The following is a 25,866-nucleotide window of genomic DNA, read 5'->3' as shown; positions in this document are numbered from 1 at the left end:
CTAGTCGCTGGCCAGCGCCAGCTGCAACCGCGGTTCGCCACTGCGGCTGCGCTGGACCTCGCCGAGCGCGATGCCGCGCAAGGCCAGCGCGGCGCGCAATGCCGCGGTCCATGCCTCGGCCTGCGCATCGTCGCGGGTGGCCAGTTGCGCATCCACCGCGCCCGCCCGCCAGCGCTGCAGGGCCCAGGCCTGGGTGGCCAGGGTGTTCGCGGCGGCGGCATCGGGGCCGGGCGCATCGGCATCGGCCGTTCCCAGCGCGATCGGCGGCAGCGCCTGCAGCGGCGGGTAGACCCGCAGCGGCGGCGCCGCGTCCTTGCGCGCGGCATCGAGCTCGGTCTCGATGCGCGCGGCGCGCGCCAGCGACATCCGCGAGTCCGCCGCGATCCACAATTCCCAATGGCTGCCGTCCGCGCTGCGCTGGATGCGCCCGAGATAGGGCAGCAACGCCGTCTGCAAGGCGCTGCGCTGGTCGGCGACGGCGCGCTGTTGCGCATCGCGCACGCTTTCGGCGTCCTGCAGCGCGGTCACGCTGCGCCGCAGTTCCGCCAGCGAGCCCTGCTGCTGGGCGAAACTGGCATCGTCCGCGGTCAGCACTTCCTGCACGTGCACGCTCACCGGCCGGCCCAGTCGGGCGCCGAGCTCCTTCTGCAGCAGCGTTTCCACCCCGGCGATGTGCCGCGGCACCAGCACCACCGCCTCCACCGCCACGCCGTCGCTTCCCGACTCCACCCGCAACGCCGACACGCGGCCGGCGACACCCTGCGCCTTCGCCTCCAGCGTCGAGCGCACGATCAGCTCGGTCTGCGACTGCAGGGCGATGCGCTTCAGCGCCAGCCCCAGCGGGATCGACAGCAGCACGAAGCTGGCCACGATCAACCCGGCCTGCCACGCGGTCTGCTTGGGACTGTCGGAACCGCCGAAGCCGTACAACCGGGCGACGATGGTGACCGACAGCGCGATCGCCAGCAGGTTGGTCATGAACAGGAAGGCGGCGCCACCGGCGATGTCCCAATTGGCGACCGCGATGCCGTAGCCGACCACCGCCAGCGGCGGCATCAGCGCGGTGGCGATCGCCACGCCGACGATGGTCTCGCCCTTGCGGGTCACCGTGGCGTAGGCGCCGGCCAGGCCGGAGAACACCGCCACCAGCAGGTCGAACAGGGTCGGTTCGGTGCGCGCCAGGATCTCGCTGGTGGCGGCCTTCAGCGGCGACAGCCAGACGATCAGGATCGAGATCGCCAGCGCCAGCCCGATGCCGGCCAGCAGGGTCAGCAGCGATTCGCGGATGCTGCGCAGGTCGAAGGTGGCCAGGCCCATGCCCAGGCCGATGATCGGCCCCATCAGCGGCGAAATCAGCATCGCGCCGATGATCACCGCCGCCGAGTTCTGCAGCAGGCCGAGGGTGGCGATGCCGCAGGCCATCACGATCATGAAGGCGTAGCGCGGCGCCAGCAGCCCGGCGTCGTGCACATGCTCGAGCACCGCCACGCGGTCGCAGGTCTCCACCAGCTGATCCTGCCGCCAGCGTCGCGCCCATCGCCACCAAGCATCCAGTCCGGCCATCCGCGAATCCCCGTCAGTCCCGGGCCGAGGATACCGGCCCGCGCGCGAAGAGCGTCGGCGGCGGTCTCGGACGATGGTGGTCGCTACGCCGCGCCTAGACGTCGCCGTCGGTCGGCCAGCCCTCGCCGGTGCCGCGGTTGAACACGGCATCGGTCTCGAGCACGTTGCCGGCCGGGATCGAATCCTGCTGCGCCAGTCGCGCGTAGATCGGGGTGAAGTCCGGGCGGGTGGCGTCCATCAACTGCTCGAAGCTGTCGATGACGAAATAGGTCTTCTGGTAGCTGTCGATGCGGTAGCGGGTGCGCATGATCCGCTCGAGGTCGAAGCCGATCCGGTTCGGCGCGGCGCTGTCCAGGCAATGGATCGACTCGCCCTTGGAACTGACGATGCCGCTGCCGTAGATGCGCAGGCCGTCGTGCTGGCGGATCAGGCCGAATTCGACCGTGTACCAGTACAGCCGGGTCAGGTGCTGCAGCGCGTCGGCGCCGATCCCGTGCGCCTTCACCCCGCCCTTGCCGTAGGCCTCCATGTAATCCGCGAAGGCCGGGATCATCAGCAGCGGCACGTGGCCGAACAGGTCGTGGAAGAGGTCGGGTTCCTCGATGTAGTCCAGCTGGTCCGGGCGGCGGATCCACCAGCTCACCGGGAAACGGCGGTTGGCCAGGTGGTCGAAGAAATCCAGCTCCGGCAGCAGGCCTTCCACGCCGACGATGGTCCAGCCGGTGGCGGCTTCCAGCACGGCATTCAGGTCCTCGAAGCGCGGGATCTGGTCCGGGCTCATGCCCATCGCGTCCTGCGCCTGCAGGAACTCGTCGGCGGCGCGGCCGACCAGCAGGTCGCGCTGGCGCTGGTACAGCGCCTTCCACACCGCGTGGTCTTCGTCGCGGTAATCGTCCCACGGCTGCGCGACGATGCCGGTGGCGTACACCGGGACCTTGCCCTTGTCGGTGTGCAGGTTCTCGAGGCGTGCGGGCTTGGCGTTCATGCCGCAAGTTTACCCCTGCACCCGCGCCGCGCCTTGATCTGGCGCAAACACGGGCAACCCGGGAACCTTTTTCGCGCGGCCGCATCTGCCGGGACATGCGGGGCACACTCCGCACGGGACGACGAAGGAGCGCCATGACCGCCATCGATGCCAGCCTGGCCCGCGACTACGCCGCGCTGGAAGACGCCGCCCTGGTCGCGCTGGTGCAGGCCGGCGACCGCGAGGCGTTCCGCCAGGTGATGCGCCGCTGCAACCAGCGCCTGTACCGGGTGGTGCGCGGGGTGGTGGACGACGATGCGGAAGCCGAGGACGTGGTGCAGGAAGCCTACGTGCACGCCTACGCCCACATCGGCGGCTACCGCGGCGACGCCTCGCTGGCCACGTGGCTGGCGCGGATCGCGCTCAACGAAGCCTACGGGCGCCTGCGGCGGAGGCGGCAGACGATGGACATCGAACAGGTCGAGGCCGTGGCCGCGGCGTCCGGCCGGGTGGTGGCGTTCCCCAACCGCTTCGGCGGCGAGGATCCCGCCGCCGCCGCCGCGCGCGAACAGCTGCGGCGCTTGCTCGAACACGCGGTGGACGCGTTGCCGGAAGCGTTCCGGGTGGTGTTCGTGCTGCGCGATGTCGAAGGCTGCAGCGTCGAGGAAACCGCCGACACCCTGGGCCTGCGCAGCGAGACCGTGAAGACCCGCCTGCATCGCGCGCGCCGGCTGCTGCGCAATGCACTGCACGACAACGTGGCGGCGAGCTTGAGCGATGCGTTCCCGTTCCTCGGCGCGCGCTGCGAGCGCATGACCGAGGCGGTGCTGGCGCGGTTCGATGCGCTGCCGCCGCGTTGACATCGCGCCACATCCGTTTCCACGTTCCACAACGCCTGCGAAGGGGAGTCCGACATGCTGACTTATGCGCTCTTGGTGTTTTTCGTCGCCGCCCTCGGCGGACTGGTGCTCGCTTCGTTCGTGCTGCGCGGCAGGTTCACGCCATGGGCGGTGTCGCTGCTGCACGCCCTGCTCGGCGCCAGCGGGCTGATCCTGTTGCTGCTCGCGGTGCTGCAGGGCGCCGGCACGCGCGCGACGGTCGCGTTGTGCGTGCTGGTGGTGGCCGCGCTGGGCGGCTTCTACCTGGCGTCCCTGCACCTGAACAGGAAACTGGCGGTGAGGAAGGTGGTGCTGGCGCATGCCGGCGCTGCCGTCACCGGCGTGCTGATCCTGCTCAGTGCGGTGCTGGCGCGGTGAAACATCCGCTGCACCCGGCGCTGGTGCATTTCCCGGTCGCGTGCTGGTCGCTGGCCACGCTGGCCGACATCGCCGGCGCATGCTGGCCGCGCTGGCCGTGGTGGCAGTTCGCCGCGGCGCTGCTCGCGGTCGGTTGCGCGGCGGGCCTGGCCGCCGCCGCCACGGGCTTGCTGGAGTTGCTGAAGCTGCCGCCCGAGCATCCGGCGGCGGTGGATGCCAACCGCCACATGGGCATGGCCTTGACCGCCTGGTGCCTGTACGCGGGAAGCCTGCTGCTGCGCATGCCCGACATGCAGCCGGTTCCGCCCGGAACGCTGGCGACCAGCCTCAGCATCGCGGGCTTCATCGCCCTGGCCGCCACCGGCTGGCTGGGCGGCAAGCTGGTGTACGTGCACGGCATCGGCCGTGCCGGCGCGCCGCCTTAATCCACGCGGCAATCCGCGTCGCGGGTCAGGGTCTTGGTCCAGCCTGCCTGCTGCGCGCAGCGCGCCTTGCGCTCGGCTTCGCGCCGGCGTGCGGCCTCGGCATCGGCGGCCTGCTGCGCCTTGGCCTGCCGCGCCGCCTGCAGTGCAGCGAGCTTCGCCTTGATCTGCGGCAACGCCGCCTGCGCGGCACGCTCGCCTTCGAGGATCGCGCGATTCTTCTGCTCGAAATCGGCCGGACCGATGTCGTTCACCCTGGGCCGGATCACGATGTCGGCGCGTTGCAGTTCCAGCGCGCCCAGCTTGTTGCCCATGATGCGGATGCTCTGGTTGATGTTGCCGAGCAGGCTGGTCGGGGACTCGATGCCGTTCGCCTTGCTGCCGATATCGACCGCGATCACGAAATCGGCGCCGAGCTCGCGCGCGGCATCCACCGGCACCGGGCTGACCACGCCGCCATCGACGAAATGCGCCTTGCCGATGGCGACCGCCTCGAACACGCCGGGGATCGAACTCGACGCGCGCACCGCCTGCCCGGTATTGCCGCGCACGAACACGGTGCGCTCGCCGTCCTCGAGCCGGGTCGCCACCGCCGCGAACGGCTTCTTCATCTTTTCGATCGTGCGCCCGCCGACCAGTTCGTTGACGTAGTCCTGCAGCTTCTGGCCCTTCACCACCCCGCCGGAGAACAGGCTGACGTCGCGGATCTTCGATTCGTCCAGCGCGAACGCCTTTTCCTGCATCGCGTAGGCATCCATGCCGCTGGCGTACAGCGCGCCGACCACGCTGCCGGCGCTGGTGCCAGACACCACCACCGGCTTGATGCCGTTGGCCTCCAGCATCTTGATCACGCCGATATGGGCGAAGCCCTTGGCCGCGCCACCGCCCAGCGCGATGCCGACCTTGACCGGCGCTGCCGTGGCGACGGGCGCGGGCACGGGCGGCTTCACCCCGGGCGCGCTGGCGCAGGCGGCAAGCAGGACGGCGAGGGCGGCAGTCGCGTAGGGCGCACGCATCGGGGCATCGGCAGGCGGGAGGGACGCGCAGCTTAAGTGCGCGAAACGCAACCGCAGCGGAACCATAGGCGTTACCCTGCGGCGACACGGGGGATCATCGATGCCAAGAAGCCTGGCCCGGCCGCACCACGAGCGGCACCGCAGCGAACACATCGGCTGGTTGCGCGCGGCGGTGCTGGGCGCCAACGATGGCCTGATCTCGACCAGTTCGCTGCTGGTCGGCGTGGCCGCCGCCGCGGCCACGCCGCAGACCATCCTCACCACCGGCATCGCCGCCTTGGTCGCAGGCGCCTTGTCGATGGCCGCAGGCGAATACGTCTCGGTCAGCTCGCAGGCCGATACCGAGGCCGCCGATACCGCCAAGGAGCGGCGCGAACTGGAGGAGATGCCGGAGGCCGAACTCAAGGAGCTCACCCACATCTACCAGCAACGCGGCCTGAGCCGCGAACTGGCGCAGCAGGTGGCGGTGGAGCTGACCGCGCACAACGCGCTGGACGCGCACCTGCGCGACGAACTCGGGATCGTCGCGCACACCAGCGCGCGCCCGGTGCAGGCGGCGCTGTCCTCGGCGGCGGCCTTCGCCTGCGGGGCGTTGCCGCCGCTGCTGCTTGCCTGGGCCTGGCGCGGCGAAGGCCTGCCCTGGGCCCTGGGCGGCACGACCCTGGTCCTGCTCGGCGCCCTGGGGGCGCTGGCCGGCTGGCTGGGCGGCGCCTCGATGGCGAAGGGCGCGGCGCGGGTGCTGTTCTGGGGCGCCCTGGCGATGGGCGCGACGGCGCTGATCGGTCGCGCGTTCGGGAGTGGCATCGCATGAGCGCAGTCGGGATCCGGGTGCCGCCGGGCCGCGCGGAACGCTGGCTGCTCGCCGGCGGGGTGGTGGTGGCGCTCGCGGTTTCGTTCTGGATCGCGCGCGACCGCCTGACCTGGTTCCTGGAAACGGTATGGGCGATGGTCGGCCTTGCCATCATCGCCTGGCGCTGGTCGCGCTTCCCGCTCACCCGCCTGCTGTGCTGGTTGCTGGCGCTGCATGCGCTGGTGCTGATCCACGGCGGCGCCTACACCTATGCGCAGACGCCGCTCGGGTTCTGGCTGCAGGACCTGCTGGGCACTGCGCGCAACCCGTGGGATCGCGTTGGCCATTGGATGCAGGGCTTCGTGCCGGCGATCCTCGCTCGCGAACTGCTGTTGCGCTGCACGCCGCTGCGGCGTGGCGGCTGGTTGGTGTACCTGGTGCTGGCCGCCTGCCTGAGCTTCAGCGCGTTCTTCGAGCTGATCGAATGGTGGTCGGCGCTGATCTACGGCGCCGATGCGGATGCCTTCCTCGCCACCCAGGGCGATGTCTGGGACACCCAGTGGGACATGTTCCTGTGCCTGTGCGGGGCGGCGACGTCGCTGCTGTTGCTGTCGCGCTGGCACGACCGCCAGCTGGGCGCGGGCATGCTGGCCGGGAAATAAGGCTCAGCTGTCGCGGCGCGGCGGGAACTGCAGCACGCGGCCGCGCTCGCCATCGGCATCGCGCTTCCACAACACGGGGACGTCCTCGGCAGCGTGGCGCTCGTACATGTCGCGCTCCAGCGCGGCCTGCTGCTGGGCGAGTTCTTCCTCGAGTTCCCAGCTGTACTTGCGGCGCGGCGGCAGCGGGTCGCTGCGGCGGAACAGCAAGGCGGCGACCACGCCGGCCAGCGCGCCGCCCAGGTGCGATTCCCAGGACACTCCGGCCTCGCGCGGCAGGATCGTCATCAGCATGCCGCCGTAGAACATGAAGGCGAGCATGCCGGCGGCGATCGCGGCGCGGTCGCGGCGCAACAGGCCCAGCACGAACACCAGGAACATCAGGCCATGGGTCACGCCGCTGGCGCCCAGGTGGTGCGAGCCGGGCTGGCCCAGCAGCCACGCGCCCAGCCCGGAGCCGATCCACAGCAGCGGCAAGGCGCGCACGGTTGCCTTCGGGAAGGCAGTGCCGGCCAGGGTGCCGAGCAGCAACAGCGCGGTGCTGTTGGCGACGATGTGCTCCACCGAGCCGTGCAGCAGCGGCGCGCTGGCAAGGCCGAGCAGGCCTTGCGCCGTCCACGGGGCGACGGTCAGGAAGGTCCAGTCGAACGCGTGCTGGGCGACGAAGCAGAGCGCCAGCAGCAGCACGAAGCCGAGGCTGGCATTCAGCGCGCGACGCAGGCGCTGGCGGTCCTGCTGGCGTTGCGCATCGACGGGAAGCGGCGTGGACATTCCGATCAGTTGGTCACGAATGGCGCCCGCTTCAAGGGGGCGAGGGTTTGTCCGCCGGCGGCCGCAGCAGGCTCAGCGCCACGGTTGCACCGATGATCGCCGCCACCACGCCCAGCGCCACCAGCACCGGGATCTTGTAGACGTCGACCAGCAGCATCTTGGCGCCGATGAACACCAGCACCAGCGCCAGCCCGTAGGGCAGCAGGTGGAAGCGGTCGGCCATGCCCTGCAGCAGGAAGAACATCGCGCGCAGGCCGAGCACCGCGAACACGTTGCTGGTCAGCACGATGAACGGGTCGTCGGTGATCGCGAAGATCGCCGGGATCGAGTCCACCGCGAAGATCACGTCGGTCACGGCGACCAGCGCCACCACCACGAACAGCGGGGTGTACCAGCGCGCGCCGTCGCGCAGCACGCGGAAGGCGTTGCCGTGGTAGCCGTCGGTGAGCTTCAGGTGCCCGCGCATCCAGCGCAGTGCCGGGTTGGCCTCGAGGTCGGGCTCCTTGCCCGCCGCCAGCGCCATCTTGATCCCGGTCAGCAGCAGGAACGCGCCGAACAGGTAGAGGATCCAGTGGAACTTCGCCAGCAGCAGCGCGCCGGCGAAGATCAGCACCGCGCGCAGCGCGATCGCGCCGAGGATGCCGATCACCAGCACCCGCTGGCGCTGCACCTCCGGCACCGCGAAGTAGCCGAAGATCATCAGGAACACGAAGATGTTGTCGACCGCCAGCGCCTTCTCGACCAGGTAGCCGGTCAGGAACTCCATGCCGATGCGGTTGCCGGCCTCGGCGCCGAAGCGCTCGCCGGCGTGCCACCACAGCCAGGCGTTGAAGGCCAGCGCCAGCGCGACCCAGCCCAGGCTCCACCACCCGGCCTCCTTGAAGGTGACCTTGTGCGGGCCGCCGTGGCGCATCAGCACCAGGTCGACCAGCAAGGCGGCGACCACCACGCCCGCGAACACCAGCCAGAGCAAGGGAGAACCGATCGTGTCCATGGCAACGCTCCACCGTGTGAGCCGGCGGAGGCGTCCATGCAGGGGCACATGGAAAGGGAGCGCGCTTCGCCGTTCGGCGAAGGTCTCACTCGCAGGCGCCTGGCCTGCCACGGTGCCGGGGTCTTGGGGACCCGTAATGACGACGGCCGTGCGCGGAGTTACTCCCCTTCTTGGGCGACAATAGCCGATCCCCGCGATGCCTGCCTTAACCGGCCGTTCACCATGACCGAAGCCCTGCCCGTCGTCCGCCTGAAGAACGCCTGGAACTCCACCCACCCGTGGATCTTCCAGCGCCTGGTCGAGAAGCCGGCGCAGCGGCCCAAGCCCGGCAGCATCGTCGACGTGGTCGGGGTGGACGGGACGTGGATCGGCCGCGGCTTCTACAACGGCCATTCGCGGATCGCCCTGCGCATGCTGGAGAACGACCCGGACGTGGCGGTCGATGCCGGCTGGTTCGCGCGCAAGATCGGCGAGGCGGTGCGCCTGCGCCGCGAATTCCTCAGGCTGGACGAGGTGTCCAACGCCTGGCGGGTGGTCCACAGCGAAGGCGACGGCATCAGCGGGCTGGTGGTGGATCGCTACGACGACCTGCTGGTGGTCGGTTTCTTCAGCGCCGGCGCCTGGCGGCATCGCGAATGGATCTTCAACGCGCTGCGCGAGCTGTTCCCCGGTTGCCGCTTCCACAGCTTCGCCGACGAACACGTGCAGAAGCAGGAAAGCTTCGACTATCGCGACACCCTGGGCACCGAGCCCGCGGTCATCAGCGAATACGGCGTCAGGTTCCGCGCCGATCCGGCCGGCGCGCACAAGACCGGCTTCTTCGCCGACCAGCGCGAGAACCGCGAATGGCTGTCGCGGCTGTGCGCCGGCAAGCGCGTGCTCGACCTGTGCTGCAACACCGGCGGTTTCGGCGTATATGCGGCGGTGCGCGGGGCGGAGGAGGTGGTCGGCATCGACATCGACCCCGCGGTGCTGGACATCGCCCGCGGCAACGCGAAGTTGAACGGGCTGCAGGGCAAGGCGATGCCGCGCTTCGTGCAGGCCGACATCTTCCCCTGGCTGCGCGATGCCGCCGCCAATGGCGAACGCTTCGACGTGGTGATCCTGGATCCGGCGAAGATGACCCGCGACCGCGAGCAGGTGATCACCGCGCTGAAGAAATACCTCGACATGAACAAGGCCGCGCTGGCCGTGGTCAAGCCGGGCGGGCTGTTCGCCACCTTCAGCTGCACCGGCCTGGTCAGCGAGGAACAGTTCACCGACATGCTGCGCCGCGCCGCGTTCTACGCCGGCCGCACCGTGCAGGTGCTGAAGGTCGCAGGCGCCGGCCCCGACCATCCGTGGCTGGCCCAGGTGCAGGAATCGCGCTACCTGAAGGCGGTGTTCTGCCGCGTGCTGGACTGAGCCGGGCGCGATGAACCGCCTGGGACTGCTTGCAGCAGCGATCGCCGGGATGCTGGCGGGTTGCGCGTCCTACGGCGAGATCGCCAACCGACCGCAGACCGCGCAGGACAGGGCCCGGCCGGTCTATGGCCTGGGTCGCACCACGCCCGCGCAGGAGCACGAGCGGATGACCCTGGGCCTGGCGTTCTCCGGCGGCGGCGCGCGCGCGGCGGCGCTGGCCTATGGCGTGCTGCTGGAATTGCGCGATACCCGCATGCCCGCGGACGGCGGCCCGCCGCGATTGCTGGACGAGGTCGACGCGATCAGCGCGGTCTCCGGCGGCAGCTTCACCGCCGCGTACTACGGGCTGCATGGCGAGGCCACCTTCCCCGGTTTCGAGCAGGCCTTCCTGCGCCGCGACATCAGCAACGACCTGGCGCATCGCCTGCTCAGCCCGCTGCGCTGGTTCAGCCGCGAAACCCGCAGCGACGAAGCGGCCCGCCTGTTCGACCGCTACATCTTCCACGGCGCGCGCTACGCCGACCTGCAGGCGCGCCCCGGCCCGCTGGTGATCATCAACGCCACCGACCTCGAGGGCGGGATCCGCTTCGCCTTCCTGCAGGAATACTTCGACCAGCTCTGCTCCGACCTGCTCAGTTACCCGCTGGCGCATGCGGTGGCCGCCTCGTCGGCGGTGCCGGTGATGTTCCAGCCGGTGGTGCTGGAGAACTACCCGGGCTGCACGCCGCACATGCCGATCGACGCCGCCGCGGTCGCCGCCTCGCCGCAGCTGCAGCAGGAAGCCGACGGCTGGCGCGCCTATGCGGACAAGCAGGGCCGCCGTTACGTGCACCTGGCCGATGGCGGCCTGACCGACAACCTCGGCCTGCGCGCGATGCTGGAAGCGGTGGATTCGGCCGGCGGCCCGCGCAAGTTCCTGCAGGGCATCGGCCGCACGCCGTCGCGCGAGCTGGTGATGCTGTCGGTGGACGCCTCCGCCGATGCCAGCGGCGGGATCGGCACCAGCGCGCGTTCGCCGTCGATCCGGCGGATGATCGACGCCACCACCGACATCCAGCTGCACCGCTACAACACCGCCACCACCGAACTGGTGCAGCAGCGCATGCAGGAATGGGCGAAGGAACTGGCCGATGCCGGGCAGCCGGTGCGGATGCGCCTGGTCAAGGTCGGCTTCGCCGACATTCCGGATCCGGCCCTGCGCGCGCGGCTGAACGCGATCCCGACCGACTTCACCCTGCCGTCGGAGGATGTCGATGCGTTGATCGCCGCCGGCCGCGCGCTGCTGCGCGCCAATCCCGAGTACCAGGCGCTGCTGCGCGACATCGGCGCCGAACAGGCGCGCTGAGCGTCGCAGCCGGCGCGACGCCGGCCGCTACACTGGCGGCATGGAGTCGACCACGCTGCTGCTTGTTGTCCTGCTGATCGCCGTACTGGTGGCGATCGGCCTGTTGCTGGCCGTGTTGCTGCGGCGCCCGGAAGAACGCATCGGCGCGCTGTTGCGCGACGACCAGCGCGCCGGCCGCGGCGAATTGCGCGAGCAACTGGATGGCTTCGCGCTGCAACAGGGCCAGCGCATCGACGGTTTCGGCGGCCAGCTGCAGGCGGTCGCGGCGCGCACCGACCAGCGCCTCGACGATTTCACCCTGCGCACCGATGCACGGCTGGACGAACTGCGCGCGGCGCTGACCGAGGATGCGCGCAAGGCGCGCACCGAATCCGCCGAACAGCTGCAGCGCCACGCCGATGCGCAGGGCCAGAAACTGCAGGAACTGACCGCGCGCAACGAACAGCGCCTCGGCGAACTGCGCGCCACGCTGGAATCGCAGCTGAAATCGCTGCAGGCGGACAACGCCGCCAAGCTCGAGCAGATGCGCGCGACCGTGGACGAGAAGCTGCAGAGCACGCTGGAGGCGCGGCTGGGGCAGAGCTTCAAGCTGGTGTCGGAGCGGCTGGAAGCGGTGCAGCGCGGGCTCGGCGAGATGCAGACCCTGGCGGCCGGGGTGGGCGACCTCAAGCGCGTGCTGAGCAACGTCAAGGATCGCGGCGGCTGGGGCGAAATCCAGCTGGAGAACCTGCTGGAACAGGTGCTGACCGCCGAGCAGTTCGCGCGCAGCGTGAAGGTGCGGCCGGGCAGCAACGAGGCGGTGGACTTCGCCATCCGGCTGCCCGGACAACAGGACGGCGGCGCGCCCGTATGGCTGCCGATCGACGCCAAATTCCCCCGCGAGGACTACGAACGCCTGCTCGATGCGCAGGAGCGCGGCGATACGGATGCGATGCGCGCAGCGGCACAGCAGCTGGAGCGCGCGATCAAGATCCAGGGGAAATCGATCAACGAAAAATACGTGGCGCCGCCGCACACCACCGACTTCGCCGTGCTGTTCCTCGCCACCGAAGGCCTGTACGCCGAAGCCGTGCGCCGCCCCGGCCTGGTCGATTCATTGCAGCAGAACCACCGCATCGTGATCGCTGGGCCGACCACCCTGGCAGCCTTGCTCAACAGCCTGCAGATGGGCTTCCGCACCCTGGCCATCGAGAAGCGTTCCAGCGAAGTCTGGCAACTCCTGGGCGCGGTAAAGGGCGAATTCGGCAAGTTCGCCGCGGTGCTGGAAAGCGCCGACAAGCAGCTCAACACCGTGCAGAACAGCCTGAAGCAGGCCGGCGTGCGGACGCGGCAGATCGAGCGCAAGTTGAAGGGCGTGGAATCGTTGCCCGGCAGCGACAGTCAGGCTTTGCTGGGCGCGGACGACAGCGACGATTGAGCCGCGTCAGCTGCCGGCGGGCTTGGCCGGCGGCGTGCCGTCCGGCGATCCATCTTGCGCTGGCGCGTCCTGCCCGTCCTCCTGCAGGTAGGCCGGCAGGTCGGCATCCGGCTGCTTCGCCTTGATGCGTTGCGAAGTCTGGTTGATCTGATAATTGCGGCGCTGCAGCCAGACGTCGCGGAACAGCGCGTATTCGTCGACCGCGCCTTCGCCCATCGACTCGATCGCCAGCAGCCGCGCGCGCAGGTCGACCGCCTGCAGGCCCTGCAGGAACACCCGGGCCTTGTCGTCCTCAAGGTACTGGATCGGCCGCAGCGGGGTATCGGCGGCCAGGCCCAGCAGGTCGCGCAGGGTGCGCGGGCCGAGGAACGGGACCTCGATGTAGCGCGAACGCTTCCAGCCCCAGATCGCCAGGGTCTGGCCGAAATCCTCGCCGCGGTTGGGCATCTTGGCCTTGTCGGCGACGTCGATCAGGCCGCCGATGCCGACCGTGCTGTTCAGCAGGAAGCGGCCCAGCGCGTTGGCCGCGCCGCGCGGATTGCCCTGCAGCAGGCTGTTGACCACGGTCACCGGCTCGCCGAGGTTGTCGAAGAAATTGCCGACGCCGGCACGCAGCGGGCGCGGCACCGCGGCGACGTAGGCCTTCGCCAGCGGCTTGGCGACGGCGCGGTCCATCGCGCTGTTGAAGCCGTGCACGCGGCGGTTGTACTTCTCCCACGGATCGTAGGCCGCGGCCGAGCCGACGCCGGACGTGGCTTCGCCGCTGCCGGTGGCATCGCCATAGATCGCGGCGAAATCCGTTTCGGCATCGCCGCCGCCGCTGCTGGCGTCCTGCGCCGTCGCGGTTTGCGAGATGGCTTCGTCGGAGGCGGGCGTCGGGGCTTCGCTCGCGGCATCGCTGGGCACCGTCGTCGGCTCGGCAGCGACCGTGGTCGCTGCGACCACCACCGCATCGGCCCGCGGCGAGACGGCGGCGTGTTCGTCGCGTGTCGTGGCGCAGGCGCTGGCGAGCGCACACGACAGGACCAGCAAAAGCGGGCGCAACGGCTTCATCGGACGATCATCCCCGGAATCTCAGTGGCCGGCATCGAAGGCCAGCGCCGGCGTCAGCCGGTACGCCGCCAGCAGTTCGGCCAGGCCCCGCGGCGCGCCTTCGACGCGTGCGCCCTGCGTGCGTTCGGCCAAGGCCACCAGCAGCGCCAGGCCGGCGCTGTCCAGCGCATCGACCGCACTGACGTCCAGCACCCGTGCGCCGGCCAGCGCCGCCGTCGCCTGCGGCCACAACGCGGTGGCCGCGCTGCGGTCGAGCGTGCCCGACAACCGCAGGCGGTCGCCCTCGCGCTGCAGGCTGGCGGCGGTCGCGGTCATTTCGTGGCGCTGGCCTGCAGCTTGCCCGCGCGCAGGTCGGCGGCGACTTGCTTGATCGACTTCTGGTTGAGCGGCGCGTCGAACTGGTTCTTGAACGCCTGCACGTAGGAAATGCCTTCGATCATCACGTCGAACACCTTCCACTTGCCGCCGACGTTGCGCAGCAGGTAGTCGACCGGGATCGGATCCTTGCCCGCGCGCAGCATCTGCGTGGTCACGCGCACGCCGCGGCCGCCGGGCAGCGGCGTTTCCGACTTCACCTTCACGCTCAGCTTGGTGTTGAAGTCGAGCAGCGAGGTGCCGTAGCGCGCGGTCAGGCTGTCGGCCATCGCCGCGGCGAAGTCGGCCACGTCGCCTGCCGGCGCGCCACGGCCGTGCACGCCCAGCACCAGGCGCGCGGCGTAATCGGCATCGAAGCTGCGGTTGAACTCGGACTTGATGAACTGGTTGAGCGCGGCCGGGCTCGACTTGAACTCGGCGCGGCGGCTGTCCAGCGTGCTCAGGATGCGGTTGGCGCTGTCCAGCACCACGCCGCTGGCCTGGCCCTGGGCGACGGCCGGCGCCGGTGCCGCGGGCAGGGCGAAGGCGGGGCTGGCGACGGCCAGCAGGGCCGCCAGCACGGCGACGGAAAGGGTGGTCTTCATGGGGCTCATTCCTGGGGGGAGGTCGGCGCGGCCGCATCCGGCGACGCCTGGGTGGCGGCGGCATCGCCCGAAGGCTTGCCGCCGCCGCTGAACATGTACTTGCCGACGAGTTGCATCAAATCAACCGCCGGCTGGGTGTAGCCGATCTCGTCGCCCGGCTTCAGCGATTCCGGATCGCCGCCCGGCGACAGGCCGATGTAGCTCTCGCCGAGCAGGCCGCTGGTGAAGATGCCGGCGGAGGTGTCCGCGGACAGGTCCTTGTAGCGGCTGTCGATGGACAGGGTGACGACGGACTGGAAGGTCTTCGGGTCCAGGTCGATCTTCGCCACCTGGCCGACCACCACGCCGCCGATCTTCACCGGCGCCTGCGCGCGCAGCTGGCCGATCTGGGTGAACTTGGCCACCAGCGGGTACTGGGTTTCGCCGAAGCCGAAGCGGCGGTTGGTCGAGGCCAGCGCCAGCACCAGCAGCGAGGCCAGCGCCAGCACCAGGAAGGCGCCGACGGCAAATTCGAGTCGTGGTCCGCGAATGGCCATGGTCAAGGTCTCACAGGAACAGCAAGGCGGAAAGGATGAAATTGAACATCAGCACCAGCAGCGAGGCGTTGACCACCGCGCGGGTGGTCGCCACCGAGGTGCCTTCGATGGTCGGCTCGGCGTGGAAGCCGACATAGGCCGCGACCAGCGCCGCGGTGCCGCCGAACACCGCGGACTTCAGCAGCGACACGCCGAAGTCGTCCCAGACGTCCACGCTGCCGCGCAGCCCGGACCAGAAACTGCCGTTGTCGATGCCGAGCACCTGCACCGCTTCGAACCAGCCGGCGGCCAGCGCCAGCGAGATGAAGATGCCGGTCAGCAGCGGCACGGTCAGCACCGCCGCCCAGAAGCGCGGCGCCACCGCCTTCGCCACCGGGTCGATCGCCATCAGCTCCAGCGCCTTGATCTGGTCGGTGGCGCGCATCAGGCCCAGCTCGGCGGCGATCGAGCTGCCGGCGCGGCCGATGAACAGCAGCGCGGTCAGCACCGGCGCCAGCTCGCGGTACAGCGACAGGCCCAGCAAGGTGGACAGCGCGTCGATGGCGCCATAGGTGGTCAGCGTCCGATAGCCCTGCAGGGTCAGGACAAGTCCCACGAATGCGCCACCAACGGCGATGATCGGCAGCGAACGTGCGCCGATCTTGTAGATTTCGCGCACCAGCTCGGCGAACAGGTCGCGGCTCGGCACCGAGCCGCGCAGCATGGTCAGCCCGAACAGGCCGGCACGGCCGACCGAACGCAAGGCGTCGACGAAGGCCATCAGGCGGCCTCCCCGTAGGCGCGGGTCGGGGCATCGAAGGGGATCGGCCCGTCCGGCTGGCCGTCGAGGAACTGCCGAACCAGCGGATCGTCGCTCGATTGCAGCTGCGCCGGGGTGCCGGCGAACACGATCCGCCCGCTGGCGATCACCACCGCCTGGTCGCAGATCGGCAGGGTCTCGTGCACATGGTGGCTGACGATGATGCTGGTCAGGCCGAGGCTGCGGTTGAGCCGCTGGATCAGGCTCATGATCACGCCCGAGGCGATGGGATCGAGGCCGGTCAGCGGTTCGTCGTACAGCATCAGCGGCGGATCCAGCGCCAATGCGCGAGCCAGCGCCACTCGGCGGGCCATGCCGCCGGACAGCTCGCGCGGCCAGGCGTCGGCGGCGGCCAGCAGGCCGACCGCGTGCAATTTCATCCGCACCAGCGCCTGCAGCACCGGTTCGGGCAGTTTGGTGTGGGTGCGCAGCGGCAGCGCCACGTTCTCGGCGACGGTCAGGTCGGTCAGCAGGCCGTTGCCCTGCAACAGCACGCCCAGGCCCTTGCGCATCTCCAGCAGCGCGCGCGCGCCGTGCGGGATCGGCTGGCCGAAGATTTCAAGCGTGCCCGCCGCCACCGGCAGTTCGCCGGTCAGCGCCGCCAGCAGGGTGGACTTGCCGCTGCCGGACGGACCGAGGATCGCGGTGATGCTGCCCTTCGGCACCACCAGGTCCAGCCCGGACAGGATCGTCCGTCCGCCGCGCTCGAGGCGGGCGGCGTGCAGGTGCACGGCAGGGGCGGCGGGTGCGGTCATGGACGGGGGATTAACGAAAAACACACAAGGATTGCCGATGCCGGCTGAACGCGGGCAGAGGCTGAACCAATGAGTACAGTAATCATACGCCACATCGGCGCGTGTGCGAGCGCCGCAGGCATGCGCCACTGAAACGCTCTGGCGTCGCATTTGCGGCCAATGCCGGGCGGTCGCAGCCGGCGCGACCGCCTCCTGCACAATGCGGTGACTCATGCCCGCCGCGCCCGACTTCCGCCTCTACCACTCCAACGCGCTGGAGGTGCTGTCCGAACTGCTGGCCGATGAACTGCGCAAGCCGGTGCCCGGGCAATCGCCGCTGGCGGCGGACATCGTGCTGATCCCGCAGGTGGCGATGCGGCGCTGGCTGCAGGCCACGCTGGCGCGGCGGCACGGCATCGCCGCCAACCTGGACTTCCTGACTCCCGGCGAGTTCGTGGCGCGGGCGCTGGCGGCGAACCTCGGCCCCGCGCAGGACGACCTCGATGCCGCCAGCCTGCAGTGGCGGTTGTACGCCGCGCTGACCGATCCGGTGTTGCTGGCGCGGCCCGCACTGCGCCCGTTGCAGGCCTCGCTGGCCGGCGACGATCCGGTCAAGCCGTGGGCGCTGGCCGGCGAACTGGCCGCGGTGTTCGAGAAATACCAGGCCTGGCGCCGCGACTGGCTGCTGCGTTGGGAGGACGGCGCGGACCCCGATGACCCGCAAGCCATCCTGTGGCGCGCGGTGGTCGCCGGCCGCAGCCATCGCGCGCGCCGCATCCAGCAGTACCTCGCCCGTTTCGCCGAGGGCGATGCGCTGCCGATCGGTTTGCCGCTGCGCCTGTTCGCCTTCGGCACGCTCAATATCTCGCCGGACGTGTTGCGCGTGCTGGCGACGCAATCGCGCGTCGGCACCTTGCACTTCTATCTGCCGACGCCGAGCGCGAAATACTGGGGCGACCTGCAATCGCTCGGCGCGCGCTTGCGCGCAGGCGCCGATCCGTTCGCCGCTGCCGCGAACGAGAACCCACTGCTGCGCGATTGGGGCGCGGCCGGCAAGGACTTCATGGCCCTGCTCGGCAGCTACGAAGTCGTGCATCCCTCCGGCGAGATCGCCGCGTATGCCGATCCCGAACAGGCCGACGGCGCGTTGCGCGACAGCCTGCTGCATCGGCTGCAGGCGGACCTGTTCCATCGCCGCGCGGAACCGTCCGGCGACAGGCGCGCCGGCATCGACGCCGACGATCCCAGCCTGCAGTTCCACGCCTGCCACACCCGCCTGCGCGAACTGCAGGTGCTGCACGACCGCCTGCGCGCGCTGCTGGAAGATCCGCGCTTCGACCCGCCGCTGCAGCCGCGCGAGATCGCGGTGCTGGCGCCGGACATCGATCCCTACCTGCCGTATCTCGATGCCGTGTTCGGCGGCCACGGCGAGCGCGACGCCATCCCGTACGCGGTCGCCGATGCCAGTCCGCTCGCCGGCGAACCGCTGGCCGAGGTGTTCCTGCGCCTGCTGGCACTGCCGGTCTCGCGCTTCGGGCTGGAGGAAACCCTGGACCTGCTCGCCAGCCCGCCGCTGGCCGAGGCCAGTGGCCTCGACGCCGACGACATCGAACGCCTGCGCGGCTGGCTGCAGGGCGCCGGCGCACGCTGGGGGCTGGATGCCGCGCATCGCGCGCGCAGCGGCGCGCCGTTCGACGATGCCTACACCTGGCAGTTCGCGCTGGATCGCCTGTTGCTCGGCCATGCCAGCGGCAGCGAGGACGCGATCGCCGGCGTCGCGCCGTGGAGCGAACTGGAAGGCGGCACGCTGGCCGCGCTGGATGCCTTGCTGAAATTGCTGCGTCTGCTCGCGCGCCAGCAGCGCGTGTTCGCCGAGCCCGCATCGCCCGCACAGTGGCGCGAGCGCCTGCATGGCGTGCTGGAAACGCTGTGGCCGCGACCACCGGCAGCGCCCGCCAGCGCGCGCGCGCTGGATCGCCTGCGCGTGCTGGTCAAGCAGTTCGCCGCGGATGCCGACAAGGCCGGCGTCGATGCGCCGATTCCCGCCGAAGTGGTGCGCGCGCATTTCAGCGCGCTGCTGAGCGAAGCCGACACCCGCGCGCCGCTGCTCACCGGCGGCGTCAGCTTCGCGCGGATGGTGCCGATGCGGCTGCTGCCGTTCCGCGCGATCTGCCTGCTCGGCATGAACGACGGCGACTTCCCGCGCCGCGATCCCGCCGCCGGCCTCAATCGCCTCACCGCCGAACTCGGCACGCCACAACGCCGCCACGGCGACCGTTCCACCCGCGAGGACGACCGCTACCTGTTCCTGCAACTGTTCGCCGCCGCGCAGGACGTGTTCTATCTCAGTTGGCTCGGGGCCGATCCGCGCGACGGCAGCGCACGCGAACCTTCGGCGCTGGTGACCGAATTGCTGGCCGCCGCCGCGGCGTATCACGTCGATCGCGATGCATCGGCGCAGGCGCTGGTGCTGCGCCATCCGCTGCAGCCGTTCTCGCCCGCCGCGTTCGGTACCGCGGGCAGGCCGGACGCGCGCGTCTTCAGTTATCGCCGGCAATGGCATGCCGCTGCCGACAGCCTGTCCGCCGCGCGTGCGCCGCTGTCGCCTTGGATCGCCGTGGGCGATGCCTTGCGCGCGCCGGAGCAGGCCGAAGGCGACCTGTCGCTGGACGCATTGCGCCACTTCCTGCTGGACCCCGCCGGCCAGTTCCTCAAGCAGCGCCTCGCCCTGCGCCTGCCGGAAACCGCCTCCGCCGAAGACGACATCGAACCCCTGCAGGCGCCCGCGCGCGGGCTGCAGCGCAGCCTGTTGCAGCGCGCGGTGTTCGATGGCGTGCTGGCGGGACACGATGCCGCCACGTTGCAGCCGCTGCTGCGCGCGCGTGGCCTGCTGCCGTCGGGGCCGTTCGGCGAACGCGCGCTGCGGGAAGTGCAGCACGAGGTCGCGCCGTACGCGCAGGCCTACGCGCAGTGGCGCAACCAGGCCGCAGCGACATCGCTGCCGCTCGAGGTCATGGTCGATGGCCTGCGCCTGCACGGCCGCATCGACGAGGTGTTCCCGCAGGGCATCGCGCGGCTGCGCTTCGGCAAGCCGAACGGGCCGTCGTCGATCCGCCACGGCCTCGATTGGCTGCTGGCGACGGCGGCCGGCATCGCGCTGCCGTTTTACGAATTCCACGAAGACGAAGAACGCGGCATCGGCCCGCATGCGCGTGCGCCGTTGTCGCGCGACTCCGCCATCGATGCGCTGCATGCCCTGGTCGCGTTGCGCCGCGCCGGCCTGCAGCGGCCGCTGCCGTTCGCGCCGTACAGCGCGTGGGAGCTGTTCAGCGCGGTCGACACCGAACGCGGCGTGCGCGCTGCGGCCAACCGCTGGCGCGGCGGCGAACGGCAATGGGCGGAAGGCGAGGGCGAGGCATTGCGGCTCGCGCTGCGCGGCCGCGATCCGTTCGCCGATGCCGCCACGTTGGAGGAGTTCGCTGAGCTCGCCTTCGTCATTTACGGCGCAGTAACCGCCGGTGAAGCGTTGCCGCCACCCGCCATCGGTGCGGACGCCCTGCCGGACGACGCGGAGGACGCCGCATGAGCGCGCCGCGCGATCCCTACCTCGACCTGCCGCTCGATGGCGTGCGCCTGGTCGAGGCCAGCGCCGGCACCGGCAAGACCTACACCCTCGCCACCCTCGTGACGCGGCTCGTGGTCGAGCGCGGGCTGCGCATCGGCCAGATCCTCGCCGTCACCTTCACCGAGGCGGCCACGCAGGAACTGCGCAAGCGCATCCGCGAACGCCTGCAGCTGACGCTGGCATTGCTGGATGCGCCTGCCGGCGAAAACGAAAGTCCCGAAGCGACGCTGACCCGCGCGCTGCTGGATGCGCATCGCGCGCGCAGCGGGGAAAACGATGCCGCGCTGCGCCACCGCCTGCGCCAGGCCGTGCTCGACATCGACCTGGCCGCGATCTTCACCATCCACGGCTTCTGCGCACGCGTGCTGCGCGAACATGCGGTGGAAAGCGGGCAGGGCTTCGACGCGCCGGAGCTGCTGGCCAACGAACGTGAGCTGCGCGAAGCATTGGCCGCGGACCTGTGGCGCGCGCACGGCAATGACGAGGCCGCCGCCGAGGATCTCGCCGCGCTGTGGCCGCAGGGGCATGTGGCGCTGGCCGCCGACCTCAAGGATTTGCTGCGCGAGCCGGTGCTATTGCCGCCGAATACGCCGCTGCCGCCCGATCCGCAACCGGGGTTGCGCGCGGCGGGCGCGGCATTGGCGGAGGAATACGGGCAGCACGGATATGCCTTCTTCGGCGATGTGCTGGCAGCGGTGGATGCCAAGACGCTCAACGGCAACAGCTATCGCAAGGACTGGCTCAACGCGCTGTGGCAGCAGCTGTCCGCTTGGTGCGAGGCGGGCGATTACGCCGCGCCGCTGGACGAGCGCATCGCCCGGCTCACCGCGCAGGCGTTGTTGGCCAAGGCCAACAAGGGCAAGGAAGCGAAGGTGCCGGCCTCGCCTTTCTCCGCGCAGATCGAAGCCTACCTGGCGGCGCTGCAGGCGCAACGCGATTACGCGGCTCGTCGCCGTATCGCCCTGCTGCACAAGATTCGCGACGACGCCCGCACGCGCCTCGCCTTGCGCAAGCGCCAGCTGCGCGTGCAGACCTACGACGACCTGATCGACGGCGTCGCCGATGCATTGGCGCGCGATCACGACGGTGCATTGGCGGCCGCACTGCGCCGGCAATACGCGGTCGCGCTGGTCGACGAATTCCAGGACACCGACACGCGCCAGTGGGCGATCTTCGACACCGTGTTCGGCAGCCGCAGCCACGATCCCGCGCTGTTCGTGATCGGCGACCCCAAGCAGGCGATCTACGGCTTCCGCGGCGGTGACGTGCACACCTACCTCGATGCCGCCGCCATCGCCGAACGCGCGCCGCCGCTGTCGCACAACTTCCGTTCGCGGCCGGGCGTGCTCAAGGCCATCGCCGCGCTGTATGCGCAGGCGGGCGAGGCCGCCTTCGTCGATCCACGCATCGAGTTCCACGAAGTCGACGCCGGCGGCACGCGCAGCGACGGCGATTTCATCCGCGACGACCAACCGGCGACGGCGCTGACCCTGTGGCAAGCGCCGCAACCGCCGCCGGACGAGAAGGGCAAGCGCAAGCCGTGGAGCGCCGGCGATGCGCGTCGGCTCGCCACCGCGGCCTGCGTCGCCGCGATCCATCGCGTGCTGTCGGAGGCGCGCGCCGGCACTGCGCTGATCGACGGCCAGCCCGTTCAGCCCGGCGACATCGCCGTGCTGGTGCGTTCGCACCGCGAGGCGACGATGGTCCAGCAGGCGCTGGCCGCGCTCGGCATCGCCGCGGTCGCCGCCGGCAAGCAGAGCCTGTTCGCCACCGGCGAGGCGCGCGAGCTGCACGCGCTGCTGCTGGCCCTGCTGCACGCCGGCGACGATGGTCGCCTGCGCACCGCGCTGTCGACGGTGCTGGTCGGGGTGGATGCGCGCGGCATCGACGCACTCGAAGTCGATGCTGGCGCGCACCGCGACTGGCAGCAACGCGCGTTGGGCTGGCGCGAGCGCCTGCTGCGCGGCGGTCCGCTGGCGCTGGTCGGCGATCTCTGTGCAAGCCATGGCCAACGCCTGCTCGGCCTGCTCGATGGCGAGCGCCGCCTCAGCAATTACCTGCAGCTGGCCGAACTGCTGCAGGAAACGCAGGCGAATGCACTTGGCCTGCACGGCCTGGTGGACTGGCTGGGCCAGCGCATCGCCGATGCCGATCCCGACGACGAGACCCAGCTGCTGCGGCTGGAATCCGATGCGCGCCGCGTGCAGATCGTGACCCTGCACAAGAGCAAGGGCCTGGAATATCCGCTGGTGTTCCTGCCCTTCGTCGGCATCGGTCGCAAGGAGGCGGCGCCGGGCAGTCATTGCATCGTCCACGACGACACGCATGGTCGCCGCCTGCACTGGAAATCCGATCTCGCCGAGGCGCAGTGGAGCGATGCCAGCGAGGCATGGAAACGCGAACAACACGCCGAGGACGCGCGCCTGCTCTACGTCGGCCTGACCCGCGCCGAGCATGCGCTGTGGCTCGCCAGTGGCGACTTCTTCGCCAGCGACAAGACCGCCTTGCACGCGATGCTCGGCGATGCCGCTGCACTCACCGCCGCCGGCATCGCGTTCGATGCCGAGGCAACGCCCGCCGCGCTGCCGCGCTTGTCGTTCGCCGCCGCTGCACAGGTCGCGCCCGCGCGCACCGCGAAACCGCTGCCGCCACAGGACTGGTGGGTGTACAGCTTCAGCCAGCTGTCGAAGGCCGATGCCGGCGTCGAATCCGCCAGCGCCGCGACGCTGCCGGCCAGCGGCGGCAACGACGAACCGGAAGTCGGCGAAGACGCGCTGCCCGATGCCACGTTCGATCCGCGCTTCGCCGGCAACCGCTACGGCGTGGCGCTGCATGCCGCACTCGAGCATGCCGATTTCGCCGCATGGCGCGACTGGCAGGCAGGCGATGCCGCGCCGGGCGAAGAAACGGCGGTGATCGCCGATGCCTTGCGCGAAGAAGGCTATGCCGCCGAGGCGATCGACGACGGCATCGCCATCACGACGGAACTGATCGGGCAGACCCTGACCGTCGCCCTTCCGGAAGGCGTGCGCCTGTGCGATGTCCCCATCGACGAGCGCCGCGCGGAAATCGAATTCCAGTTCGCGTTGCAGCCGACCCAGGTCGATGCCTTGCTCGCGCTGCTGCACGCGCATGGCATGGTCCGCGAACGCCACGGCTTCGGCCTGCGCCGCATGCTGGAAGGCTTGATGACCGGCCTGATCGATTTGACCTATCGGCACGACGGCAAGTGGTACGTGCTCGACTACAAGTCCAACCGCCTGCCCGCCTACGACCCGGCAGCGCTGCAGCGCGCGATGGCGCACAGCGAATACGACCTGCAGGCCTTGATCTACACGCTCGCCCTGCATCGCTGGCTGCGCTTCCGCCTGGGCGATGGCTACGATTACGCGCGCGATTTCGGCGGCATCCGTTATGTGTTTTGCCGCGGCCTCGATGCCGCGCGCGTCGATTCCCCCGGCATCCACGCGCAACGCTTTGCGCCGGAACTGATCGCCGCGCTGGATGCGCTGTTCGGTCATGCACGCACGGAGGCCGCCGCATGAGCCTGCTGCGCGCCCTGCAACAGGCCGGCGTGCTGCGCACGCTGGACGATGCGCTGGCCAACACCCTGTGCCGGCTCGATCCGTCCACGCCGGACGACGTGCTGGCCGCTGCCGCGCTGGCATCGCTGGCCGTCGCCCACGGCCATGCCGGATTCGACCCCGCATCGCCCGCGCTGCTGGTCGATGCCGAGATCGCTTGGCCGCAGGCCGATGCGTGGTTGCAGCAACTCGCGGCCTCGCGTTTCGTCGCCACGCCCGCTTCGCCGGTCGAAGAAGCGGATGCCGCGCCGCTCGCGCTGGAAAACGGCTTGCTCTACCTGCGCCGCTATCGCGAATACGAACGCCGGCTCGCGTTGCAGTTGCAGCGCATCGCCGCGCACCCGATGCAAGGCGACATCGCAGCCATCGCGCCGCTGTTCGCCGCGCTGTTCCCGGAGGCGCGCGACGGCGACCACCAGGCCCGCGCCGCCGCGCTGTCGCTGCGGCGTGCGCTGCTGCTGGTCACCGGCGGCCCCGGCACAGGCAAGACCACCACGATCGCGCGCCTGCTGGTGTTGCGCATCGCGCAGGCGTTGCAGGCCGGCAACGTACCGCTGCGCATCGCGCTGGCCGCGCCCACCGGCCGCGCCGCCGACCGCATGGCCGAAAGCCTGCGCCGCGCCACCGCGCAGATGGCCGCGCAGGGCATCGATCCGCAATTGCTTGCCGCGCTGCCCGCGCAGGCCAGCACCCTGCATCGCCTGCTCGGCACCGTTCCGGATACGCCGCGTTTCCGCCACCACGCCGACAACCCGCTGCCGTTCGATGTCGTGGTGGTGGACGAAGCCTCGATGGTCGACCTGCCGCTGATGTGCAAGCTCAGCGAAGCGGTGGCCGACGGCGCGCAACTGGTATTGCTGGGCGATCCCGACCAATTGCCCTCGGTCGAAGCCGGCGACGTGCTGGCCGCGATCCTGGCCGCCGCCGGTGCCGGCGATGCGCTGTCGGCCGACGATGCCGATGCCTTGCATCCACTGCTTGGCAGCATGCCGTTCGAGAGCAGGCCGGTCGATGCCGATGCCGATGGCCTGCGCGGCCATCGCGTCCACCTGCAACGCGGCTGGCGGCAGGACGAGGCGCTGCAGCTGGCGCCGCTGGCCGAAGCCGTGCGCAACGGCGACGCGCGTGAAGCGCTAGCGCTGCTGCGCAGCGGCCGCCTCGCCAACGTGCACTTCCACGAACACGCGGACGATCCGCTGCAGGCGCGGCCCGACCTGCTCGGCCATTTCCGCACGCTGGCCAGCCACGCCGATCCCGCCGACGCGCTGCGCCAGGCCAACCGCCTGCGCCTGCTCACCGCGTTGCGCGAAGGCGCGCAGGGCGCACGCGGCCTCAACGCGCGCATCGAGGCCGCGCTGTCCGGCCGCCGCATCGGCAGCCCGCCCGCATGGTTCCCCGGCCGCCTGCTGCTGGTCACCGAGAACAGCTATCGCCACGGCCTGTTCAACGGCGACGTCGGCATCTGCCTGGCCGACGAGGCCGGCACCCCGCTGGCGTGGTTCCCCGGCGAGGGCGGCGTGCGCGCCTTCCATCCCGCCGCGCTGCCCGCGCACGAATCAGCGTTCGCGATGACCGTGCACAAGGCGCAGGGCAGCGAGTTCGATGAAGTGTGGTTGCAGTTGCCGCGGGTGGACAGCCGCGTGCTCAGTCGCGAGCTGGTGTACACCGGGATGACGCGGGCGCGCAGCGCGCTGCATGTGGCGGGCAGTGCCGAGGTGATTGCGGCGGCGCTGGGGCGTCATGCGGGGCGGGTTTCGGGGTTGGGGTGGAGATTGGGGATAAAGCCACAGGGCTTATGAGTCCTAGCTTTGGATAGCCCTAAGTGGCTTCAGTTCTTGCTGTCGATCGAATCGACCGCCGCATAGTCCGGCAATAGTCCGGTAGTTGGACAGATATGTAGTGGAGGGAAACCGGTTGGATTCTCTGCACTGTCAAGTCTTGCCCCCGAAAAATTGGCTACCCAGAATCAACGAAC

22 protein-coding genes are annotated in these 25,866 nt (G+C 70.3%); 11 read left to right on the top strand and 11 right to left on the bottom strand.

Going from position 1 to position 25,866, the window contains the following annotated elements; all coding sequences use genetic code 11:
• Together FHQ07_RS08475 and phhA are read right to left on the bottom strand one after the other, a co-directional pair.
• Entirely contained in the window at positions 1–1,563 is a 1,563-nt protein-coding gene (locus tag FHQ07_RS08475; protein ID WP_168191519.1) for a DUF389 domain-containing protein, read from the bottom strand.
• Between the two features lie 94 nt (positions 1,564–1,657).
• Complete coding sequence (gene phhA, locus FHQ07_RS08470) at positions 1,658–2,548, bottom strand: phenylalanine 4-monooxygenase (protein WP_139716396.1); 891 nt, start codon at positions 2,546–2,548, stop codon at positions 1,658–1,660.
• 134 nt (positions 2,549–2,682) lie between these two features.
• Here phhA and FHQ07_RS08465 point away from each other — a divergent pair, with 134 nt between their 5' ends.
• The 3 genes from FHQ07_RS08465 to FHQ07_RS08455 are packed head-to-tail and all read left to right on the top strand — an operon-like array spanning position 2,683 to position 4,208.
• Positions 2,683–3,387, top strand: coding sequence for an RNA polymerase sigma factor (locus tag FHQ07_RS08465; RefSeq protein ID WP_139716395.1), 705 nt, complete (start codon positions 2,683–2,685; stop codon positions 3,385–3,387).
• Between the two features lie 54 nt (positions 3,388–3,441).
• Positions 3,442–3,783, top strand: a complete 342-nt coding sequence (locus FHQ07_RS08460; protein WP_139716394.1) for a hypothetical protein — start codon at positions 3,442–3,444, stop codon at positions 3,781–3,783.
• On the top strand, positions 3,780–4,208 hold the full coding sequence (locus tag FHQ07_RS08455; RefSeq protein WP_139716393.1) for a DUF2231 domain-containing protein: 429 nt from the start codon (positions 3,780–3,782) through the stop codon (positions 4,206–4,208). The genes FHQ07_RS08460 and FHQ07_RS08455 overlap by 4 nt, the downstream gene beginning before the upstream one ends.
• Here FHQ07_RS08455 and FHQ07_RS08450 read toward each other — a convergent pair.
• Positions 4,205–5,221: a patatin-like phospholipase family protein gene (locus tag FHQ07_RS08450; protein ID WP_139716392.1), complete on the bottom strand. Its 1,017-nt coding sequence runs from the start codon at positions 5,219–5,221 to the stop codon at positions 4,205–4,207. The two genes, FHQ07_RS08455 and FHQ07_RS08450, sit on opposite strands and share 4 nt — an antisense overlap.
• Positions 5,222–5,321: 100 nt before the next feature.
• On the opposite strand from FHQ07_RS08450, the gene FHQ07_RS08445 reads away from it, so the two are divergent.
• The gene (locus FHQ07_RS08445) at positions 5,322–6,032 is read left to right on the top strand and encodes a VIT1/CCC1 transporter family protein (RefSeq protein WP_206202307.1); all 711 of its coding nucleotides are present in this window, start codon (positions 5,322–5,324) and stop codon (positions 6,030–6,032) included.
• On the top strand, positions 6,029–6,673 hold the full coding sequence (locus FHQ07_RS08440) for a DUF2238 domain-containing protein (RefSeq protein WP_139716391.1): 645 nt from the start codon (positions 6,029–6,031) through the stop codon (positions 6,671–6,673). The genes FHQ07_RS08445 and FHQ07_RS08440 overlap by 4 nt, the downstream gene beginning before the upstream one ends.
• 3 nt (positions 6,674–6,676) lie before the next feature.
• On the opposite strand, the gene FHQ07_RS08435 is transcribed toward FHQ07_RS08440, so the two are convergent.
• Both FHQ07_RS08435 and FHQ07_RS08430 read right to left on the bottom strand, forming a co-directional pair.
• On the bottom strand, positions 6,677–7,441 hold the full coding sequence (locus FHQ07_RS08435; RefSeq protein ID WP_139716390.1) for a rhomboid family intramembrane serine protease: 765 nt from the start codon (positions 7,439–7,441) through the stop codon (positions 6,677–6,679).
• Between the two features lie 31 nt (positions 7,442–7,472).
• Positions 7,473–8,435 (bottom strand): TerC family protein, encoded by a 963-nt coding sequence (locus FHQ07_RS08430; protein ID WP_139716389.1) that lies wholly within the window; start codon positions 8,433–8,435, stop codon positions 7,473–7,475.
• A gap of 222 nt (positions 8,436–8,657) precedes the next feature.
• Between FHQ07_RS08430 and FHQ07_RS08425 the strand changes: the two genes are divergently transcribed.
• The 3 genes from FHQ07_RS08425 to FHQ07_RS08415 are packed head-to-tail and all read left to right on the top strand — an operon-like array spanning position 8,658 to position 12,601.
• A complete protein-coding gene (locus tag FHQ07_RS08425) occupies positions 8,658–9,839 on the top strand; it encodes a class I SAM-dependent rRNA methyltransferase (RefSeq protein ID WP_139716388.1) in 1,182 nt (393 codons plus the stop codon).
• A gap of 10 nt (positions 9,840–9,849) precedes the next feature.
• Positions 9,850–11,184 carry a patatin-like phospholipase family protein gene (locus FHQ07_RS08420; protein WP_139716387.1) on the top strand — a complete coding sequence of 445 codons (1,335 nt, stop codon included), beginning with the start codon at positions 9,850–9,852 and terminating at the stop codon, positions 11,182–11,184.
• 40 nt (positions 11,185–11,224) lie between these two features.
• Complete coding sequence (locus tag FHQ07_RS08415; protein WP_139716386.1) at positions 11,225–12,601, top strand: DNA recombination protein RmuC; 1,377 nt, start codon at positions 11,225–11,227, stop codon at positions 12,599–12,601.
• 6 nt (positions 12,602–12,607) lie between these two features.
• On the opposite strand, the gene FHQ07_RS08410 is transcribed toward FHQ07_RS08415, so the two are convergent.
• Genes FHQ07_RS08410 through FHQ07_RS08385 form a run of 6 tightly spaced genes read right to left on the bottom strand, consistent with a single transcriptional unit; the run spans position 12,608 to position 16,703 of the window.
• Positions 12,608–13,654 carry an MlaA family lipoprotein gene (locus tag FHQ07_RS08410; protein ID WP_139716385.1) on the bottom strand — a complete coding sequence of 349 codons (1,047 nt, stop codon included), beginning with the start codon at positions 13,652–13,654 and terminating at the stop codon, positions 12,608–12,610.
• Positions 13,655–13,675: 21 nt separating this feature from the next.
• Positions 13,676–13,969, bottom strand: a complete 294-nt coding sequence (locus FHQ07_RS08405) for an STAS domain-containing protein (protein ID WP_139716384.1) — start codon at positions 13,967–13,969, stop codon at positions 13,676–13,678.
• Positions 13,966–14,613 (bottom strand): MlaC/ttg2D family ABC transporter substrate-binding protein, encoded by a 648-nt coding sequence (locus FHQ07_RS08400; RefSeq protein WP_139716383.1) that lies wholly within the window; start codon positions 14,611–14,613, stop codon positions 13,966–13,968. Before FHQ07_RS08400 ends, FHQ07_RS08405 begins: the two co-directional genes overlap by 4 nt.
• Before the next feature lie 5 nt (positions 14,614–14,618).
• Positions 14,619–15,149, bottom strand: a complete 531-nt coding sequence (gene mlaD, locus FHQ07_RS08395) for an outer membrane lipid asymmetry maintenance protein MlaD (RefSeq protein WP_139716382.1) — start codon at positions 15,147–15,149, stop codon at positions 14,619–14,621.
• 10 nt (positions 15,150–15,159) lie between these two features.
• A complete protein-coding gene (locus FHQ07_RS08390) occupies positions 15,160–15,909 on the bottom strand; it encodes an MlaE family lipid ABC transporter permease subunit (protein ID WP_139716381.1) in 750 nt (249 codons plus the stop codon).
• Positions 15,909–16,703, bottom strand: coding sequence for an ABC transporter ATP-binding protein (locus FHQ07_RS08385; protein WP_139716380.1), 795 nt, complete (start codon positions 16,701–16,703; stop codon positions 15,909–15,911). Before FHQ07_RS08385 ends, FHQ07_RS08390 begins: the two co-directional genes overlap by 1 nt.
• A gap of 211 nt (positions 16,704–16,914) precedes the next feature.
• Between FHQ07_RS08385 and recC the strand changes: the two genes are divergently transcribed.
• Genes recC through recD form a run of 3 tightly spaced genes read left to right on the top strand, consistent with a single transcriptional unit; the run spans position 16,915 to position 25,690 of the window.
• Entirely contained in the window at positions 16,915–20,268 is a 3,354-nt protein-coding gene (recC, locus tag FHQ07_RS08380) for an exodeoxyribonuclease V subunit gamma (protein ID WP_139716379.1), read from the top strand.
• Complete coding sequence (gene recB / locus FHQ07_RS08375) at positions 20,265–23,852, top strand: exodeoxyribonuclease V subunit beta (RefSeq protein ID WP_139716378.1); 3,588 nt, start codon at positions 20,265–20,267, stop codon at positions 23,850–23,852. The genes recC and recB overlap by 4 nt, the downstream gene beginning before the upstream one ends.
• Positions 23,849–25,690, top strand: a complete 1,842-nt coding sequence (gene recD / locus FHQ07_RS08370; RefSeq protein WP_139716377.1) for an exodeoxyribonuclease V subunit alpha — start codon at positions 23,849–23,851, stop codon at positions 25,688–25,690. Before recB ends, recD begins: the two co-directional genes overlap by 4 nt.
• The last annotated feature ends 176 nt before the right edge of the window (positions 25,691–25,866 follow it).

It is taken from the genome of Thermomonas aquatica (assembly GCF_006337105.1).
Taxonomy (GTDB): domain Bacteria; phylum Pseudomonadota; class Gammaproteobacteria; order Xanthomonadales; family Xanthomonadaceae; genus Thermomonas; species Thermomonas aquatica.
This window is presented reverse-complemented; position numbering and strand designations above follow the sequence as displayed.